The sequence below is a fragment of the Aminobacter sp. HY435 genome (genome assembly GCF_027568395.1).
Lineage (GTDB): Bacteria > Pseudomonadota > Alphaproteobacteria > Rhizobiales > Rhizobiaceae > Aminobacter.
Genome location: NZ_JANKZL010000010.1, coordinates 20999 through 37988, shown reverse-complemented (window position 1 = coordinate 37988; position 16990 = coordinate 20999). Strand labels below are relative to the sequence as shown.

Here is a 16990-nt window from a genome sequence, read left to right as displayed (position 1 = left end):
GGTGAGGGGCAACGCTGAACTACGACATCACAGCGCATCGAAGGCTCCCATGCGTTTGGCGCCCCAGAGATAGAAACCCATGATGACGATGGGCACCACGGTGAAGGCTGCGGCGAGCGGGATGTTGCCGGCGGTTCCCTGCTGGGCATAGACGGCCTGGCCGATGAACAGTCTCGACGTGCCGATGATCTGCGGGATGATGTAGTCGCCGAGCGTCAGCGAGAAGGTGAAGATCGAGCCGGCGACGATGCCGGGCAGCGCCAGTGGAAACAGCACGTTGCGGAACGTCTGCCCAGGCGAAGCTCCGAGATCGGACGAGGCCTCGACCAGATTGCCGGGCACGCGCTCGAGGGCTGCCTGGATTGGCAGGATCATGAACGGCAGCCAGACATAGACGAAGACGATGAACGTGCCGGTGAACGAGACCGACAAGGAGTTGCCCCCGACCACAGGCAGCGACAGCCAGCCGTCGAGCAGCCACGACAGATGCAGTTTGCCAAACAGCCAGGTCAGGATGCCTTCCTTGGCGAGGATCAGCTTCCAGGCATAGACCTTGACCAGGTAGCTCGACCACAAGGGCAGCATGACGCCGAGATAGAACAGTGCCTTCCAGGTGCCGCGGGCATAGCGCGCCGCGTAGTAGGCGATGGGGAAGGCAATGACGGCCGAGGCCAGCGTCACCACTGCCGCCATCGTCACCGTCCGGACGATGATGTCGAGATTGGCCGCCTGGAACAGATCGCCATAGGTCTTGAGCGTGAACTGGCGGCTGATCAGCCCGGAGAACTCGTCGATCGAAAAGAAACTCTGCGCCAAAAGTGCTATCAGCGAGCCGATATAGACGACACCGAGCCAGAGCAGCGGCGGCGCCAGCATAAGAAACAGCAGCAGGCCCGGCTTGCGCCACAACAGATCCGACAGCGACCCGGCCAGCCCGCCGCGCCTGGGCAGGATCGCCGCGGCGACATCAGTCGTCCCGGGGACGGCGTGGACGCTCATGCCTGCTCCTCCATCAGATGGAGCTGGTCGCGGTTGAAGGTGAGTATGACGTGGGCGCCATCCTCGGGCACCGCCGTGCCCGATGGCACAGTCGCATGCAGCCTGAGGCCGTCGGCGTCGAGCGAAAGCTTGGTGGCCGCACCGAGATAGTGGCGCGAGACCACGCGTGCCGCGACGCCGTCTCCCGATGTATCGCGGCGGACGCTGATCTGTTCCGGCCTGAGGCTGCCCCAGCGGTGCTGGCCGGCATAACGCTGGACGAAGTCGGGCGGCAGCACATTGGACGAGCCGACGAAATCGGCGACGAAGCGCGACGCCGGGCGCTGGTAGATATCCTCGGGTGCGCCGACCTGCATGATCCGGCCGTCGTTGAATACGGCGACCCGGTCAGCCATCGACAGCGCCTCGCCCTGGTCGTGGGTGACGAAGACGAAGGTGATGCCGAGCGCCTTCTGCAGCTGCTTGAGCTCTTCCTGCATGCTCTCGCGCAATTTGAGGTCGAGTGCGCCGAGCGGCTCGTCGAGCAGCAGCACCTTGGGCTTATTGACCAGCGCACGCGCCAGCGCCACGCGCTGCCGCTGGCCGCCGGACAGCTGGCCCGGCTTGCGGCTGCCATAGCCCGGCAGTTGCACAAGCCTGAGCGCGTCTTCGGCGGCACGGTGGCGTTCGTCCCGGCTGACGCCCTTGACCATCAGCCCGTAGGCGACGTTGTCGAGCACGTTGAGATGCGGGAACAGTGCATAGTCCTGGAACACCGTGTTGACGTTGCGCCGGTAGGGCGGCACGCCCTCGGCGCGTTCGCCGAAGATCGAGATGCTGCCCGATGTCGGCTGCTCGAAGCCGGCGATAAGCCTGAGGCAAGTGGTCTTTCCCGAGCCCGACGGCCCCAGCATGGCAAAGAACTCGCCGGGCTTGATTTCGAGGTCGACGGCATCGACCGCGCGCACCGCGCCGAAATGGCGGGAGGTCTTTTGAAAGGCGACTGCAGGGGTCATCGTCTTTAGCTTCCGATGTCTGGGCCATGTGCAATCGGATGATATGCCCTGGCCATGGCTGCGCATCCGGCAGCCCCACGGCCGCCGATGCTTGTCTGCCGCTGTCAGGCGGTCGTTTCAGATCGGTTGATGCCCTCCGCCCCTCTCCCCGCGGGGAGAGGGGCGGCCGCGTCGCGGCCCTGGGAGGGGCATCGTTGACGAATTCAGCGTCCGCCGATCACGCCGATATAGTCCGACACCCAGCGGTAGTAGGGCACGCACTGGTCGTTCTGGCTGGCGCATTTGGACACCGGCGTCTTCCAGAACTTGATCCTGGCGAAGTCCTCGAAGCCGTTGGCCTTGCAGCCCGCATCGGTCAGCAGGGCATTGCCCTTGCAGGCTGCCGGAACTGACGGATTGGAACCGAACCAGGCCGCGAGATCGCCCTGCAACTTGGGGTTCAGCGAGTGTTCGAGCCACATGTAGGCGCAGTTCGGATTGGCGGCGTCGACATGCATCATCGTGGTATCCGCCCAGCCCGTCGCACCCTCTTCCGGGATCGTCGAGGCGACCGGCTGCTTCTCGGAGCCGAGCAGGTTGACCTGGAACGGCCACGAGCCGGAGGCCACCACGCCTTCGTTCTTGAAGTCGTCGATCTGGATCATGGCGTCGTGCCAATAGCGGCCGACCAGCGTGCGCTGCTGGCGCAGAAGGTCGAGGGCTGCCTTGTACTGATCCTCGTTCAGTTCGTAGGGGTCCTTGATGCCGAGTTCCGGCTTGTGCGCCATCAGGTAGTTGGCGGCATCCGCGATGTGGATCGCGCCGTCATAGGCCTGGACGCGGCCCTTGTTGGGCTTGCCGTCGGGCAGGTCCATCGGCTCGAACACCACGTTCCAGCTCTTGGGCGCTTCCTTGAAGACGCTGGTGTTGTACATCAGGACATTGGGGCCCCACTGATAGGGCACGCCATAATGCTGGCCGTCGACGGTGAACCACGGCGCATCCTTGAGGCGGTCATCGACCGTCGACCAGCTCTTGACGAGGTCGGTATTGATCGGCTGGACGCGCTTGCCGGCGACAAGGCGCAGCGAGGCGTCGCCAGAGGCGGTTACGAGGTCGAAGCCGCCCTCGTTCATCAGCGCCACCATTTCGTCAGAGGTGGCCGCGGTCTTGACGTTGACCTTGCAGCCCGACGCCTTCTCGAAATCGCTGACCCAGTCGTAATTTTTGTCGGTCTCGCCGCGCTCGATGTAGCCTGGCCAGGCGATGATGTTGACCTGCCCCTCGGCCTTGCCGATTTCCTTGACCTGCGCCACCGCCTGGCCGGAAAAGCTGCAAGCCAAGGCGATTGCCGTGCAGGATTTCAGAAATGCCTTCATCTCGATCCTCCCTTGTGCAGGAACCGCTCTCCCATCGGCGGTGTTGCCCTGAAACGAAAGGTGCTGCGAAAGCGCCGGTTTCGCAAATTCATTCGAAAGAAGGCTGATATCGGTTTTTCCGATATCTAGGATGCTCAGAGCTTCTGGCGGACGGTGCGCTGGGCCTGGGCGATGCCGATGAAGTCGCGCGCGGCAGCAGGCAAGGACGAGCCGCGTCGCCAGACCATGCCGACTTGCACCACCGGCAGCGAACCGGAGACGTCGCGGGATTCGATGCGGTCGCCTTCCAGCGACCACGGCCGGTAGACAAGGTCGGGCAGCAGGGCGACGCCGGCGCCGGTCGCCACCAGCGAACGCACAGCCTCCACGGAGCGGGTCCTGAATGCGACATGCGGCTTGGCGCCGATGGCCGACAACAGCTTGCCTGTATTCTCTTCGATTTCGTCGACCGTCAGCATGATCAGCGGTTCGGAGGCGATGTCGCCGACGCCGATAATTTCGGCGGATGCCAGCGGGTGGCCAAGCGGGAGCCACAGCCGGTAGGCCGATACCTCGAGAATTTCCGATTGCAGCGCCATGCGATCACGCAGGTTGGACGTCACCATCACGGCAAGGTCGAGCTTGCCGCCGACCAGCAGGTGTTCGAGATAGTCGCCATTGTCCTCGATGGCCGATATCTCGACGGCAGGATGGGCGCGACGATATCGCGCCAGAAGATCGGACAGCACATAGCCTGCAACCAGCGAGGTGACGCCAAGCTTGAGTTGGCCCGTCGTCGTTGCCTGGCCGGAGAAGAAGGTCCGCCGCGCATCCGACACGTCAGCCAGGATCTTGGTCGCGTGGCGCAGGAACTGGTGGCCCTTGTGGGTGATGTTGAGGCCGCGCGGATGGCGCTCGAACAGCTCGACGCCGAGATCGCCTTCGAGCTCCTTGATCGCCTCGGTGACCGACGATTGCGAGATCGACAGGTTCTGCGCGGCCCGGGAGATGGTTCCCTGCTCGGCAACTGCGACGAAAAACTGGAGCTGTCGAAGCGTGAAGGCCATATCAGGACTAAACAGGGCGGCGCAGTGTTTGGGAAGCCCTCACCCTCGCCCCATTTGCGGGGAGAGGATGGCCGAAGCGTCGGCTGAGCGGCAGAACCATCTTTTCATCAGTTCGTGCAATGCAGCCCCGAAACGCAACGAGCCGGGAAAATCCCGCCTCGTTGGAAAGCCAATGATCGGAGCGCGCCGGGCGCCCTCCCCCTAATGCAGCACCAGCACGTCGCCGGAGGAGAAGCTGATTTCGGTCTTCTGACCGACGACCGGCGGCGGGCTGCTCGGGCTGTTGAAGGTGTCGAGCGACACGACGTTCTGGCCGACGCCGACGCGGACGCGGATGACCGAGCCGAGGAAATGCACGTCGGCGATCTGGCCGGTCAGGTTGGAGTCGTTGCCGGCCTTGCGACCGAGTGAAATCGCCTCGGGGCGCAGCGCGAGCGACAGGGTGTCGCCCGACTTGGAGCCGTTGAGTTTGCCCTTGAGGCCGATCTCCTCGGCATTGATCTTGACCGTGCCGGACGCGGCGTCGCTGATCGTGCCTTCGAGCACGTTGAGCGTGCCGACGAAATTGGCGACAAACTTGGTCGACGGACGGTTGTAGATCTCGAACGGCGTGCCGGTCTGGTCGGCCCGGCCCTCGTTCATCACCACGATGCGGTCGGACATCGACAGCGCCTCTTCCTGGTCGTGGGTGACGAAGATGGTGGTGATGCCGAGCTTCTTCTGGATCGAGCGGATTTCCTCGCGCAGCGAGATGCGCACCTTGGCATCGAGCGCCGACAGCGGTTCGTCGAGCAGCAACAATTTAGGCTTGGGCGCAAGAGCGCGCGCCAAGGCGATGCGCTGCTGCTGGCCGCCGGAGAGCTGGTAGGGATAGCGGTCGCCGAACTCGGGCAGCTTGATGATGTTCAGCATCTCGTCGATGCGCTGCTGCGCCTCCGCCTTGGGCATGCCGGCGACCTTGAGGCCGAAGCCAATGTTCTGCGCAACCGTCAAGTTGGGAAACAGCGCGTAGGCCTGGAACACCATGCCGATGTTGCGCTGGTTCGGCTTGAGGCCGGTGACATCCTTGCCGCCGATCAGGACCTTGCCCGCCGAAGGCTCCTCGAAGCCGGCAACGATGCGCAGCATCGTCGTCTTGCCGCAGCCGGATGGTCCGAGAAAGGAGACGAATTCGCCAGCACCGACGTCGAGATTGAAGTCCTTGACGACAGAGACATTGCCGAAAGACTTCTTGACGTTCTGGATGGAAAGGAAGGGATCGGCCATTGGCTTTGTGCTCTTTTCAGTTCGGACGGTTTGCCGACTTCGGCGCGAAACGGGCGAGGATCTGGATCACCGACATGCAGCCCCAGGTGATGGCAAAGGCGATGATCGCCAGCGCTGCCGGCTCATAGGCGCGGTTGGCGCCAATGTTCTGCAGGTAGGGCCCAAAAGCCGGGCGGTTGAGCAGGCTGGCCATGGTGAATTCGCCGATGACGATGGCGAAGGTCAGGAAGGCCCCGGACAGCACGGCAATCAGCACGTTGGGCAGGATGATCCGCGCGATGATGGTGATCCAGCCGGCACCCAATATCTGGGCAGCTTCGGTCAGCGTTCGCACGTCGATCGTCCGCAAGCCCGTGTCGACGGCGCGGTACATGTAGGGCAGCGCCAGCGTCGCATAGCCGATGACCAGCAGCGCGTCGGTGCCGCGCGCCGTGGCGAGGAACGGCAACGGCGAACTCGAGCCATACATGCGGATGTAGCCGAACACGATGACGATCGCCGGGATGATCAGCGGCAGGAGCGTTGCGAACTCGACGATCGGGCGCAGATGCGGCATGCGCAGCCTGATCCAGTAGGCGGTGGGCACGACCAGGGCGACGCCAAGGATGATGGTGAAGATCGCCACCGTCACCGAATAGGCAAATGTCTCCTGGAAACGCGGATCGCCAAACACCACGCGATAGGCGTCGAAGGAATATTCGCCGCGCCGCATGCGCAGGGAGAATTCGAACGTCGCGATCAGCGGAATGAAGAAATAGGCCGTGCCGACTGCGAAAATGAGCCAGGCCCAGAACCGGGAACCCTTCATTTGAGCCACCTCTCGCTGCGGGTCCGAAACCAGATGTAGAAGATGTTGGCGAGACCGGTGATGAAGATCATGCCGAAGGCCAGCGCGTAGCCGAGATGCGGATTGTGCAGCACGTCGCCGCGGATCTGCGCATAGAGCTTGATCGGCACGATGTTGAGCGATGGGCCGGCAAATGCATAGGCTGTTGCGATGGCTCCGAAGGAATTGGCAAACAACAAGATGACAGTGCCGAGAAAGCTCGGCCACAGCACCGGGATCACCACCATGCGCCAGTATTGCACCTGGGTGGCGCCGAGCGTGGCGGCGGCCTCGCCCCACTCACGCTTCAGTCCATCGATAGCCGGCGTGATGATGACGACCATCAGCGGAATCTGGAAGAACAGATAGACCGCGACCAGCCCCCAGGTGGTCAGGAAATTGAACCCCATCGCGTAGATGTTGATGTCAAAGACGTCACGCAGGAGAACGGTGACGAGCCCGAGCCGGCCGAGCGTCGCCAGATAGGCGAAGGCCAGCGGGACGCCGGCAAAATTGGAGGCAACGCCCGAAAAGGTCATCGTTGCCGAACGGACCCAGCCTGGCAGCCCGCCGCGCACGATTGCGATGGCGATGGCAAGGCCTGCAAGAGCGCCGAGGATCGCCGACCAGAAACTGATCTTGATCGATGCGCGGTATGCGTCGCGGATCGACGCGTCACGGAAAAGCTGCGTGATGTTGTCCAGCGTGAACTGGCCTTCATTGTTCTGGAAGGCGCCGACGACGAGATAGAGCGTCGGCAGGATCAGGAACATCAGCGCGAAAATGAAGAACGGCGCAACGCCGAGCCAATGAGTAGGCAATCGGAAACCGCGGTTCGCATCCGGTGGAGCGGAATGCGCGGCGACTGCCGGGTCGGAAATGCTGGCTTGGGTCATATGGCCCCGTTGCTTGAGAAAATGCGGGCGGCCTCAGGGCCGCCCGCGCTAGCCGAAACAGAATTACTGGACGTTGGCGCCGACCACCGAGTCCCACTGCTTGGTGATGGCTTCCTTGGAGGTTGCCTGATCTTCCAGCGTCGGGAACACGGCCTTTTCATAGGCGGCCGCCGGCGGCAGCTTGTCGAGCATTTCCTGCGGGATCTTGCCGTTCTTGGCGAGATCGTTGAAGCGGATCGGGTGGCAATAGCCCTTCAGCCAGCCGAGCTGACCTTCGTCGGAATAGAGGTATTCCATCCACAGCTTGGCTGCGTTCGGATGCGGCGCATAAGCGCTGATCGCCTGAACGTAGACGCCGGCGACAACGCCCGATGCCGGAACGACGACTTCAACCGGCGGGTTGCCGTTGAGCGTATCGCGGCCCGAAAGGGCATTGTAGTCCCAGGTGATCAGGATCGGCGTCTGGCCCTGAGCAAGCGTCGCTGCCTTGCCGATGACCGGCACGAAGTTGCCCTTGGCGTTCAGCTCCTTGAAGAAGGCGAGGCCCTTTTCGGCAGCCGAAGCCGCGTCGGTGGCACCCGCGCCGAGACCGGCAGCGTAGACGCCCTGGATTGCCTGGTTGGACGCGCGCGGATCGCCGGCGAGCGCAACCGAGTTCTTGTACTCGTCCTTGAGCAGGTCGGCCCAATCGGCCGGCACGTTCTTGACGAGGTCCTTGTTCACTTCGAACGACAGCACGCCGTAATAATCGCCGTACCAGAAGCCGTCAGCGTCCTTTGCGGTGTCGGGGATCGAATCCCAGGTCGACACCTTGTAGGGCTGAATCAGGCCGTCGGCCTTTGCCTGCGGGCCATAGGACAGGCCGACGTCGATGACGTCAGGAGCCTGCGGGCCCTTGTTGTCCTTGTTGGCCTTGATCGCCTCGACTTCGTCGCTGGAACCGGCGTCGGGGTTCAGTTCGTTGACGGTGATTTCCGGATACTTCTTCTTGAAGCCCTCGATCACGGCGCCGTAACCGCACCAGTCATGCGGCAGAGCGATGGTGGTCAGCTGGCCTTCCGCCTTCGCGGCGGCCTCAAGCGCGGCCAAATCCTGAGCCGAGGCGATAGCCGTCGTCACCATCAGCGCCGCCGCGCTTAGGGAAAGCACTTTCCCTGCAAACTTGAACATGTTGTCCTCTCTGTTGAACTGACGCCACAAGACGCCTGCGATGCGGTATCGGCTTCATGTGACAGTCGCATGAAGGTTCGATGAAGCCGCCACCCGCAGTGGAAAAAAGTTAACTACTTTTAATCGGTTGTCGCAATCGTTGCCGTTGTTTTCCGGCTAATTAATTAGGAGTTCCCCAGCCCTACTCCTCCCCATTTTTTGATGTTGATAGGATGGCAGTTTGCTTCACCGCACTTGTCTCAGACCGCCCCTTGCATGGCGTTTTCAAGCAAGTCGAGCGCCGCCTTCTTGGTCAGTTCGACAGGGTTGCCGCCGGCTGTCGGATCGACGATTGCCATGTCCGCAACGAGTTCTTTGCGCGCCTGGTCCATATCAAGGCCCTTGATCAGCCCCGGCAGCGCATGCGGAACGTTCAGCTCCTGGCGCAGCTTGATGATTGCCGCCGCAAAACCGTCGAAGCCGCCGGCGATGCCGCAATAGGCAGCCAGACGGACGATGCGTTCCTCGATGGCCGCACGGTTGAAGGCGAGCACATAGGGCATGAACACCGCGTTGGTCATGCCGTGATGCGTGTCGTAGAGCGCGCCGATCGGATGCGACAGCGAGTGGATTGCGCCTAGCCCCTTCTGGAAGGCGGTGGCGCCCATGGCCGCGGCGCTCATCATGTGCGCGCGCGCGACCAGGTCGTTGCCGTTGGCATAGGCCTTGGGCAGGTTCTCGAACACCAGCCGGATGCCTTCGACCGCGATGCCGTCGGCCATCGGGTGGTAGCCCGGCGCGCAATAGGCTTCGAGGCAGTGCGCCAGTGCATCCATGCCGGTGCCGGCGGTGATGAAGGCCGGCATGCCGGTGGTCAGCTCCGGATCGGCGATGACGATTGCCGGCAGCATCTTGGGGTGGAAGATGACCTTCTTGGTGTGCGACGCCTCATGCGTGATGACGCCGGCGCGGCCGACTTCGGAGCCGGTGCCGGCGGTGGTCGGCACGGCGATGATCGGCGCGATGGCGTCGGAATCTGCACGGGTCCACCAGTCGCCGATGTCCTCGAAGTCCCACACCGGAAGTGTCTGGCCGGCCTGGAAGGCGATCAGCTTGCCAAGGTCGAGCGCCGAGCCGCCGCCGAAAGCGATGACGCCGTCATGCTTGCCCGCCTTGAACACCTCGATACCTGCAACGAGGTTCGATTCCACCGGATTCGGCTTCACATCGGAGAACACACCATATGGCACCTTCGCGTCATCGAGGATCTTCAGCGTGCTGGCGACGACCGGCAGTTTCGCCAGGCCCGGATCGGTGACGAACAGCGGACGCTTGATGCCGGTGACGGCGAGCACCTCAGGCAGCTCGGCAATGCGGCCGGCGCCGAAACGGACGGTGGTCGGGTAGTTCCACTTGGAAACGAGTTTTGTCATTATTCTGCTCTCTATGCCGTCAGACCGGCTACTTGTTAACGAAGGTGTTTAGAACCCGGTTCGAGTTGTACATGTAAGGGATACAGACCACGGCATAAGCAACGGACCTCATAAACCTGCGCTTGAAATCGCTGCTAAAGAACGGCGTCCCATTCGCCTCAATGAAGTCGGAAAAGAAGAGATAGCCCAGAGCGGCATCGACGCAGAGCGACGCAATTGCAGCCAGCAGCCAGAGCATAAATGCCCCAGGGAAAATATCGAGCTTCTTCACCATAAGATAGAGGAGGACGACTGGTGCAACGAGATCCAGCACGACTAGGAAGACCACCTCTAGCAACATGAGAAATATCTGCGGGTAAGTCAGATTCGGAAAACTCTGAAAGACCTGCCCATATTCAGCCAGGGCAAACACTCCGTTGATCGGGGCAATTGCCAGAATGGCCATGATGACCAAGAGCCAGCCCCCCAAACCTTTGGGTTCGTCTTCGGCTACAGGGGGCTCGGCGATGGTCATCCTGTTGTCAGCCGTGCTCCCTAGATCTTCTCGCGCAGGTGATAGCTCTTCGGCCGGGTCAAATTGTCGTAGCCGATCTGCGACAGGGCCGCGCCCTTGCCGGTGTCCTTGACGCCGGTCCAGACGAGTGCCGGATCGAGATAGTCGCAGCGGTTCATGAACACGGTGCCCGTCTCGACGCGGTCGCCGACCGAAATGGCGTGCTCGGTGTCGGCGGTCCAGATCGAGGCGGTCAGGCCGTAGGGGCTATCGTTCATCAGCGCGATGGCTTCCTCGTCGTTGCGCACCTTCATGATGCCGACGATCGGGCCGAAGCTTTCATCGCGCATGACCGACATCTGGTGGTCGACATTGGTCAGCACCTCGGCCGGCAAATAGGGCGAGCCTTCCTTGTCCAGGGCGTCCCTGGTGTTCATGTGCGCGACCGCACCCTTGCGCAGGGCTTCGGCCTTCTGCTCGCGAATGAAGTCGGCGAAGCGCGCCTGGGCCATCGGGCCCATTGTCGTTGCCTGTTCGAGCGGATTGCCGAGCACATAGCTCTTCGTTTCGGCGATGAAGCCCTCGACGAACTGGTCGTAGATTTTCTCATGGACGTAGACGCGCTCGATGCCGCAGCAGCACTGGCCCGAATTGAAGAACGCGCCCTCGACGAGGTTGGCGACAGCATGGTCGAGCTTGGCGTCCGGCAGCACATAGGCCGGATCCTTGCCGCCGAGTTCGAGACCGAGCGTCATGAAGGTGCCTGCCGCCGCCTTCTCGATGGCGCGGCCGCCGGCGACCGAACCGGTGAAGTTGACGTGGTCGATCTTGCCAGAACCGAGCAGCTTCTCGGTCTGAGCGTGGTTCAGCACCAGATTCTGGAAGACGTATTTCGGCAGGCCAGCAACCTCGAAAGCCTTGGCGAAGCGCTCGCCGACGAGCAGCGTCTGCGCGGCATGCTTGAGGATGACGCTCGAGCCGGCGATCAGCGCCGGAACGATGGTGTTGACCGCGGTGAGATAGGGATAGTTCCACGGCGCGATGACCATGACCACGCCGAGCGGGTCCTTCTTCACGTAGCGGCGGAACCCGTCCTTGGGGTTGGACGCCGGCACCGGCGCGAGCGCGCGCTCGGCGATCTCGACCATGTACTGGGTGCGTTCCCTGACACCGCCGAACTCGCCGCCATAGCGGCTCGGCCGGCCCATCTGCCAGGCCAGTTCCGGCACGATCTCGTCGCTCATGGCGACCAGGGCCTCGAGCATCTTGAGCATGTAGGCGGCCCGCTCGGCCACCGGTACGCGCGCCCAGTCGGCCTGCGCCGCGCGGGCGCGCTCGACCGCTGCATTGATGGCCTGGTCGGTGGCAATGGGGCGCTCGACATAGATCGATCCATCGACGGGGGATTTGAGTTTGACCGTTTCGGTCATGTTTTTTGTCCTTCCTGAAAAGTGGGCGCGCCGCGCTGCCCCTCACCCTTACCCTCTCCCCGTAAACGGGGCGAGGGGGGCGTCAGCGTCGCGGCAGTCCTTCTTCTCCCCGTTCACGGGGAGAAGGTGCCGGCAGGTGGATGAGGGGCAAGCTCCAACGCCTCTCTGCCATGGTTAGTACCGCTCGAAGCCTCTGTGCAGCTCCCAGTCGGTGATACGGCGGTCGTATTCGAACTGCTCCCAGCGCGCGGTGTGGACGTAGTGGTCGACGACTTCCTCGCCGAAAGCTTCCTTCAACATCGTCGAATTGGCCAGCGTTTCGGTGGCATCGCGTAGCGTTTTCGGGATCTCGGGCAGGCTGGCGGCCTGATAGGCGTCACCGAAGAACGGCTTTTGCAGTTCCAACTTTTCATCGATGCCCGCGAGGCCGGCGGCGATCAGCGCGGCGAAGGCGAGATATGGGTTGAGGTCAGCGCCGCCGATGCGGCACTCCATGCGGATACCCTTGGTGCCCTCGCCGCACAGGCGGAAGCCGGCGGTGCGGTTGTCCTCGCTCCACATGATCTTGGTCGGGGCGAAGGTGCCCGACTGGAAACGCTTGTAGGAGTTGATGTAGGGCGCCAGGAACCAGGTGAATTCCTTGGCGTATTTGAGCTGCCCGGCCGACCATTGCTGGCCAAGCTTCGACAGCGTCCATTCCGCGCCCCTGTCGAAAAACAGCGGCGTCTTGCCGTCGGCGCTCCACAGCGAGTTGTGGATGTGGCTGGAATTGCCGGCCAGGCCATAGTTGTACTTGGCCATGAAGCTGATCGCCTTGCCTTCGGAGGCAGCGATTTCCTTGGCCCCGTTCTTCAGGATGACATGGCGGTCAGCCATCTCCAGCACTTCGGCGTAGCGAACGTTGATCTCTTCCTGGCCCGGCCCCCATTCGCCCTTCGAGTTCTCGATCGGAATGCCGGCGGCTTCCATCTCGTTGCGCAGCCGGCGCATGACGCCTTCTTCCTTGGTGGTGATGCCGATCAGATAGTCGCCGATATAGGGCGATGCGGTATCGAGGTTCTGCCAGTGCTTGGCGCGGGCGGAATCGTAGGTCTCGGAAAACAGGTAGAATTCGAGCTCGGATGCGAAATAGGCCAGGTAGCCGCGCTCTTGCAACCGCTTGACCTGCTTGCGCAGGATGCCGCGCGGCGAATGCGCCAGGTCCTCATGGGTGTGGTGGTCCTGCAGGTCGCACAAGAGCAGGGCCGTCTTTTCCAGCCACGGCACGGTGCGGATGGTCGCGAGGTCCGGCTTCATGACGAAGTCGCCGTAGCCCTTCGACCAGCTCGCCGCCTTGTAGCCGGGCACCGGTTCCATATCGATGTCGTTGGCCAGCAAATAGTTGCAGCCATGCGTCTCGTCATAGGCGGATTCAACGAAGTACTTGGCCAAAAACCGCTTTCCGACCAGTCGCCCCTGCATGTCGACGGCGCAAGCGAGGACCGTGTCGATCTCGCCCGAGGCCACCGTCTTTTTCAACTGATCGAATGTCAGAGTTCCAGCCATTTTGTTTTCCGCTCCGGGCAATGCCACTTCAGGTCTTCAGGATTGATGCTTGAGAGTTGGGAGGCAGTGGCCGGCGCTCGACCGGCCACTGCCTTGGTTGTGCACAGGTCAGTGGCGCTCGCCGACGGCGCGCTCGGCGGCCGCGATCTCGGCGGCACGCTTGGCCACGTCGTCGCCGATCGGCGGTCCCTGGAAGCGCCGGGCCTCGAAGCCGAACCAGACGATGCCGGTGACGACCAGGAAGCCGACGGTGATGTACAGCGCCCAGTCGTTCGGCGGCTGGATGCCGAGCACGAAGATCAGCACCATGGCGATGATCGAGAGCACGGCAAACAGCTTGAAGGTGCCCTCACCGAGATCGAACGGACCCATTTTGTCCCACTTCGAGGTGCCCCAGGCAAACAGGCCGAGAGCGATCGGGATGGTGAAGGAGAAGAACAGGAAGATGACCGTGCAGGCCACGACGATGGTGTAAACCGGCGTGTCGCCGATGGAGACCAGCGACGAGCCCCAGACGAACAGGACGGCCAGGATCGAGCCGGTCCAGATCGCAGCCACGGGCGTGCGGTAGGTCGGGCTGACCTTAGCCAGCGCCTTCGAGGCCGGCAGGCCGCCGTCACGCGAAAACGCAAAGATCATGCGCGAGACAGACGTCACGGTCGCCAGGCCGCACAACCATTGGGCCACGAAGATGGCAAGGTAGAGCAGGTCCTTGACGACAGGATGGACCTGTTCGGTCATCGCCCAGAAGAATACGTTCCAGCCCTGGGCCGCCGCCGCATCCATGCTCGGCAGCATCAGCACGAACGAGCACAGCATGATGTAGCCGAACAGAGCCGACCACAGCACCGAGCCGATCATCGCGCGCGGCACCGAATGGGCAGCCTTCAGCGTCTCTTCCGACGTGTGCGCCGAAGCGTCATAGCCGGTGATGGTGTAGATCGGCAGCAGCAGGCCGAGCAGGAACACCCACATCGCCGAATTGGTTGGCCAGACATTGCCGCCCGCCTCGCCCGAATAGTTGGCGAAGGTGAACAGGCGGCTGATCTCGTAGGTATCGGCTGCAGCCAGGCAGACGACCGCCAGCGCAATTGCGGTGGCAAAGATCAGGTAGCCGGAGAAGTCGGTGAGCTTTGCTGTCAGGCCGATACCCATGTGGTTCACCAGCGCCTGCAGGCCGGTAATGATGGCCAGGAAGATGATGCGGGTGGTGGTGGTGTCCTCGAGCCCGAGATAGCTCGTGCCGAAGGCGCCCATGAAGAAGTAGTAGGTGCCGACATTGATTGCCCCGAGCACCGTGACCAGGCCGAGCAGGTTGAACCATGCGGTCAGCCAGCCCGTGAAGCGGTTGCCGAGGATCGAGCCCCAGTGATAGAGGCCGCCGGCTGTAGGATAGGCCGAGCTGATCTGCGCCATGGCGACGGCAAAGACGAGGCTTATGAAACAGCCCAGCGGCCAGCCGATGCCGATGGCGGCACCGCCGGCGCCCGACGTTGCCTGGGCCAGCGAGTTGATGCCGCCCGACAGGATGCAGATGATCGAGAACGAAACGGCGAAGTTGGAGAACTGGCTCATTCTCCGTTCGAGTTCCTGGGCGTAGCCCATACTGTGGAGGACTTTTACGTCCTCGCTCTTGTCGTGTTCGGAATAACCAGGCGATGTCATGCGAGTGTCCCCTTGTTGTTATGCCTTCGATTGAGCTGTGCGGCCGGTGCCCGGCGGGAAGGCCGCGGCCTCGCCGGCTACCGGTTCGAGTTCGGCAAAGATGCCCGTGAGCAGATCCGCCCATTTCCGCTGCCCGGCCTGCGCCGAAATTTCGTCGTTGCGGATTTCGATCATCGCGCATGGCAGCCCGCGCGACCTGCCGTGGTGTTCCAAGGTGAAATAGACACGATCGGCGGGTGAATAGGGCTCGTTGACCCCGACAGTCGGACCGCCCAACCGCTGCAGCGCCGCAATCATCGGCGCGGCGAGCCGGGCATCCTCGTCATGGATGATGCCGATATGCCATGGCCGCGAAACGCCCTTGTAGACCGGCGTGAACGAATGGATCGACACCAGTCGTGTTTGCCGTCCTTCGCCGAGCCGCTCCGAGACGACTTCGTCGATGGCGTCGTGGAACGGCTTCCAGGACAAGGCGACACGCGCCTCGCGCTGGGCTGCCGAAAGTCCGGCATTTCCGGGTATGACGGTGGTTTCGCTGATTTCCGGGATCAGGTCGTGGACGCCCAGCGGACGATTGCAGTCGATCGCCAGGCGCGACACGCAGGATTCGACCAGCGTCGCATCGAGCCCTTCGGCGAGGCGCTGCGCAACCGGCAGCGCGCCCGGATCCCAGGCGATGTGGCGCTGCATGTCCGAAGCCTCGAGGCCGAGCGTTCCAAACCCGGCGGGCAGATGGTTGGAGGCATGATCGCAAAGGATGACATAAGGGCTGCGCCCGTCCCGGTTTGTCACCCGGACGGCATTCGACATGGCGTGCGTCGCAGCCTGGCCCATACCCATTCACTCATCCCCGAGGCCGTATCGTATGTTACGTATTCTTGTTCATTGCGCCTCTGCGGATGATTTCATACACATCAGGAGAGTTTGTCAAATGTCATTTGGCGACATGCACCGACTTGGCGCTGGGCCAGCGCCGAAGGCGGCTAAGCTGGGGCGCAAGAGGGATTCCAAATGGTTTCGAGCGTTGCCGAGCTGATTACCGAAAAGATCGACACCATGCCGGCGGGCGAGCGCCGCGCCGCGCAAACGCTGATCGCGTCCTATCCGCTGATCGGCCTGAAGACGGTTGCCGAATTTTCCCAGCAGGCCGGAGTCTCTTCGCCCACGATCCTGCGTTTCGTGTCGCGGCTCGGCTTCCAGAACTATCCCGAATTCCAGTCGGCATTGCAGGACGAGCTCGCCGCGCAGCTTCAGTCGCCGGCCTCGCGCACCGTCACTACCCGATCCCCCTTGCCCGCCTCGACCTCGCCGATACTCGAAGCCGTGCTCGAAAACATCCGCGAGACGTTCCGCCACATATCCGACCGCCAGCTCTCCGACATTGTCGACCAGTTGGCCAACCAGCGCTCGCATGTTTATCTCGTCGGCGGCCGCTTCACCGATCCGCTGGCGCGCTACATGGCAGCCCACCTCAACCTGATCCGTCCGAAAGTCAGCCATCTCGTCGGCCAGGAAAGCCTGTGGCGCGACAAGCTGATCGACATGGGCAAGCGCGACACGCTGCTGATCTTCGACATCAGGCGCTATCAGGACAGCCTTATCCGCTTCGCCGAAAAAGCCCACCAGCGCGGCACCACCATCGTGCTGTTCACCGACCAGTGGCTGTCGCCGATCGCCCGCTTCGCCCGCCACGTCATCGCCGGGCGAACGGCGGTTCCCTCGGCCTGGGACTCCTCGGCCTCGCTGTTCGTCGCCGCCGAGGCGATCATCGCCGCGCTGACCAGGAATCTCGAGGCGCAAGGCGCAAGCAGGATCCGTGAAATCGAGGATCTTCGCTGAGCCAACGGCCCGAAGATTACACAGATTTAATGTGCGGCTGGCAGCGAATT

The 16990-nt window shown here is 62.6% G+C and carries 15 protein-coding genes; 1 reads left to right on the top strand and 14 read right to left on the bottom strand.

Annotated features, from left to right (window positions below; genetic code table 11):
• Positions 1 to 27: 27 nt before the first annotated feature.
• From PCJ21_RS15615 to PCJ21_RS15550, 14 genes are all read right to left on the bottom strand, one after another.
• Positions 28 to 999, bottom strand: coding sequence for an ABC transporter permease (locus PCJ21_RS15615; RefSeq protein ID WP_269932342.1), 972 nt, complete (start codon positions 997 to 999; stop codon positions 28 to 30).
• Positions 996 to 1994 (bottom strand): ABC transporter ATP-binding protein, encoded by a 999-nt coding sequence (locus PCJ21_RS15610; protein ID WP_269932341.1) that lies wholly within the window; start codon positions 1992 to 1994, stop codon positions 996 to 998. Before PCJ21_RS15610 ends, PCJ21_RS15615 begins: the two co-directional genes overlap by 4 nt.
• 203 nt (positions 1995 to 2197) lie before the next feature.
• Positions 2198 to 3352 (bottom strand): ABC transporter substrate-binding protein, encoded by a 1155-nt coding sequence (locus PCJ21_RS15605; RefSeq protein WP_269932340.1) that lies wholly within the window; start codon positions 3350 to 3352, stop codon positions 2198 to 2200.
• A gap of 134 nt (positions 3353 to 3486) precedes the next feature.
• Positions 3487 to 4398, bottom strand: a complete 912-nt coding sequence (locus PCJ21_RS15600; RefSeq protein ID WP_269932339.1) for a LysR substrate-binding domain-containing protein — start codon at positions 4396 to 4398, stop codon at positions 3487 to 3489.
• 201 nt (positions 4399 to 4599) lie between these two features.
• Complete coding sequence (locus tag PCJ21_RS15595; protein ID WP_269932338.1) at positions 4600 to 5664, bottom strand: ABC transporter ATP-binding protein; 1065 nt, start codon at positions 5662 to 5664, stop codon at positions 4600 to 4602.
• A gap of 16 nt (positions 5665 to 5680) precedes the next feature.
• A complete protein-coding gene (locus PCJ21_RS15590) occupies positions 5681 to 6472 on the bottom strand; it encodes an ABC transporter permease (RefSeq protein ID WP_269932337.1) in 792 nt (263 codons plus the stop codon).
• The gene (locus PCJ21_RS15585; RefSeq protein ID WP_442866025.1) at positions 6469 to 7386 is read right to left on the bottom strand and encodes an ABC transporter permease; all 918 of its coding nucleotides are present in this window, start codon (positions 7384 to 7386) and stop codon (positions 6469 to 6471) included. The genes PCJ21_RS15590 and PCJ21_RS15585 overlap by 4 nt, the downstream gene beginning before the upstream one ends.
• A gap of 63 nt (positions 7387 to 7449) precedes the next feature.
• Positions 7450 to 8556 (bottom strand): ABC transporter substrate-binding protein, encoded by a 1107-nt coding sequence (locus PCJ21_RS15580; protein WP_269932336.1) that lies wholly within the window; start codon positions 8554 to 8556, stop codon positions 7450 to 7452.
• A 239-nt stretch (positions 8557 to 8795) separates the two neighbouring features.
• Positions 8796 to 9968: an iron-containing alcohol dehydrogenase gene (locus PCJ21_RS15575; protein WP_269932335.1), complete on the bottom strand. Its 1173-nt coding sequence runs from the start codon at positions 9966 to 9968 to the stop codon at positions 8796 to 8798.
• A 28-nt stretch (positions 9969 to 9996) separates the two neighbouring features.
• A complete protein-coding gene (locus PCJ21_RS15570; RefSeq protein WP_269932334.1) occupies positions 9997 to 10482 on the bottom strand; it encodes a DUF2569 family protein in 486 nt (161 codons plus the stop codon).
• A gap of 20 nt (positions 10483 to 10502) precedes the next feature.
• Positions 10503 to 11891, bottom strand: a complete 1389-nt coding sequence (locus tag PCJ21_RS15565; protein ID WP_269932333.1) for an aldehyde dehydrogenase family protein — start codon at positions 11889 to 11891, stop codon at positions 10503 to 10505.
• Between the two features lie 174 nt (positions 11892 to 12065).
• Positions 12066 to 13436, bottom strand: coding sequence for a glutamine synthetase family protein (locus PCJ21_RS15560; protein ID WP_269932332.1), 1371 nt, complete (start codon positions 13434 to 13436; stop codon positions 12066 to 12068).
• 108 nt (positions 13437 to 13544) lie between these two features.
• Positions 13545 to 15101 (bottom strand): amino acid permease, encoded by a 1557-nt coding sequence (locus PCJ21_RS15555; RefSeq protein WP_269932331.1) that lies wholly within the window; start codon positions 15099 to 15101, stop codon positions 13545 to 13547.
• An 18-nt stretch (positions 15102 to 15119) separates the two neighbouring features.
• On the bottom strand, positions 15120 to 15941 hold the full coding sequence (locus PCJ21_RS15550) for an N-formylglutamate amidohydrolase (protein ID WP_442866024.1): 822 nt from the start codon (positions 15939 to 15941) through the stop codon (positions 15120 to 15122).
• 171 nt (positions 15942 to 16112) lie between these two features.
• Between PCJ21_RS15550 and PCJ21_RS15545 the strand changes: the two genes are divergently transcribed.
• Entirely contained in the window at positions 16113 to 16940 is an 828-nt protein-coding gene (locus tag PCJ21_RS15545; RefSeq protein ID WP_269932330.1) for a MurR/RpiR family transcriptional regulator, read from the top strand.
• Positions 16941 to 16990: the final 50 nt, after the last annotated feature.

Excerpts from the sequence above, each read along its gene's own strand:
- PCJ21_RS15615 (WP_269932342.1), bottom strand. The coding sequence starts at position 999 with ATGAGCGTCCACGCCGTCCCCGGGACGACTGATGTCGCCGCGGCGATC.
- PCJ21_RS15610 (WP_269932341.1), bottom strand. The coding sequence starts at position 1,994 with ATGACCCCTGCAGTCGCCTTTCAAAAGACCTCCCGCCATTTCGGCGCG.
- PCJ21_RS15605 (WP_269932340.1), bottom strand. The coding sequence starts at position 3,352 with ATGAAGGCATTTCTGAAATCCTGCACGGCAATCGCCTTGGCTTGCAGC.
- PCJ21_RS15600 (WP_269932339.1), bottom strand. The coding sequence starts at position 4,398 with ATGGCCTTCACGCTTCGACAGCTCCAGTTTTTCGTCGCAGTTGCCGAG.
- PCJ21_RS15595 (WP_269932338.1), bottom strand. The coding sequence starts at position 5,664 with ATGGCCGATCCCTTCCTTTCCATCCAGAACGTCAAGAAGTCTTTCGGC.
- PCJ21_RS15590 (WP_269932337.1), bottom strand. The coding sequence starts at position 6,472 with ATGAAGGGTTCCCGGTTCTGGGCCTGGCTCATTTTCGCAGTCGGCACG.
- PCJ21_RS15585 (WP_442866025.1), bottom strand. The coding sequence starts at position 7,386 with ATGACCCAAGCCAGCATTTCCGACCCGGCAGTCGCCGCGCATTCCGCT.
- PCJ21_RS15580 (WP_269932336.1), bottom strand. The coding sequence starts at position 8,556 with ATGTTCAAGTTTGCAGGGAAAGTGCTTTCCCTAAGCGCGGCGGCGCTG.
- PCJ21_RS15575 (WP_269932335.1), bottom strand. The coding sequence starts at position 9,968 with ATGACAAAACTCGTTTCCAAGTGGAACTACCCGACCACCGTCCGTTTC.
- PCJ21_RS15570 (WP_269932334.1), bottom strand. The coding sequence starts at position 10,482 with ATGACCATCGCCGAGCCCCCTGTAGCCGAAGACGAACCCAAAGGTTTG.
- PCJ21_RS15565 (WP_269932333.1), bottom strand. The coding sequence starts at position 11,891 with ATGACCGAAACGGTCAAACTCAAATCCCCCGTCGATGGATCGATCTAT.
- PCJ21_RS15560 (WP_269932332.1), bottom strand. The coding sequence starts at position 13,436 with ATGGCTGGAACTCTGACATTCGATCAGTTGAAAAAGACGGTGGCCTCG.
- PCJ21_RS15555 (WP_269932331.1), bottom strand. The coding sequence starts at position 15,101 with ATGACATCGCCTGGTTATTCCGAACACGACAAGAGCGAGGACGTAAAA.
- PCJ21_RS15550 (WP_442866024.1), bottom strand. The coding sequence starts at position 15,941 with ATGGGTATGGGCCAGGCTGCGACGCACGCCATGTCGAATGCCGTCCGG.
- PCJ21_RS15545 (WP_269932330.1), top strand. The coding sequence starts at position 16,113 with ATGGTTTCGAGCGTTGCCGAGCTGATTACCGAAAAGATCGACACCATG.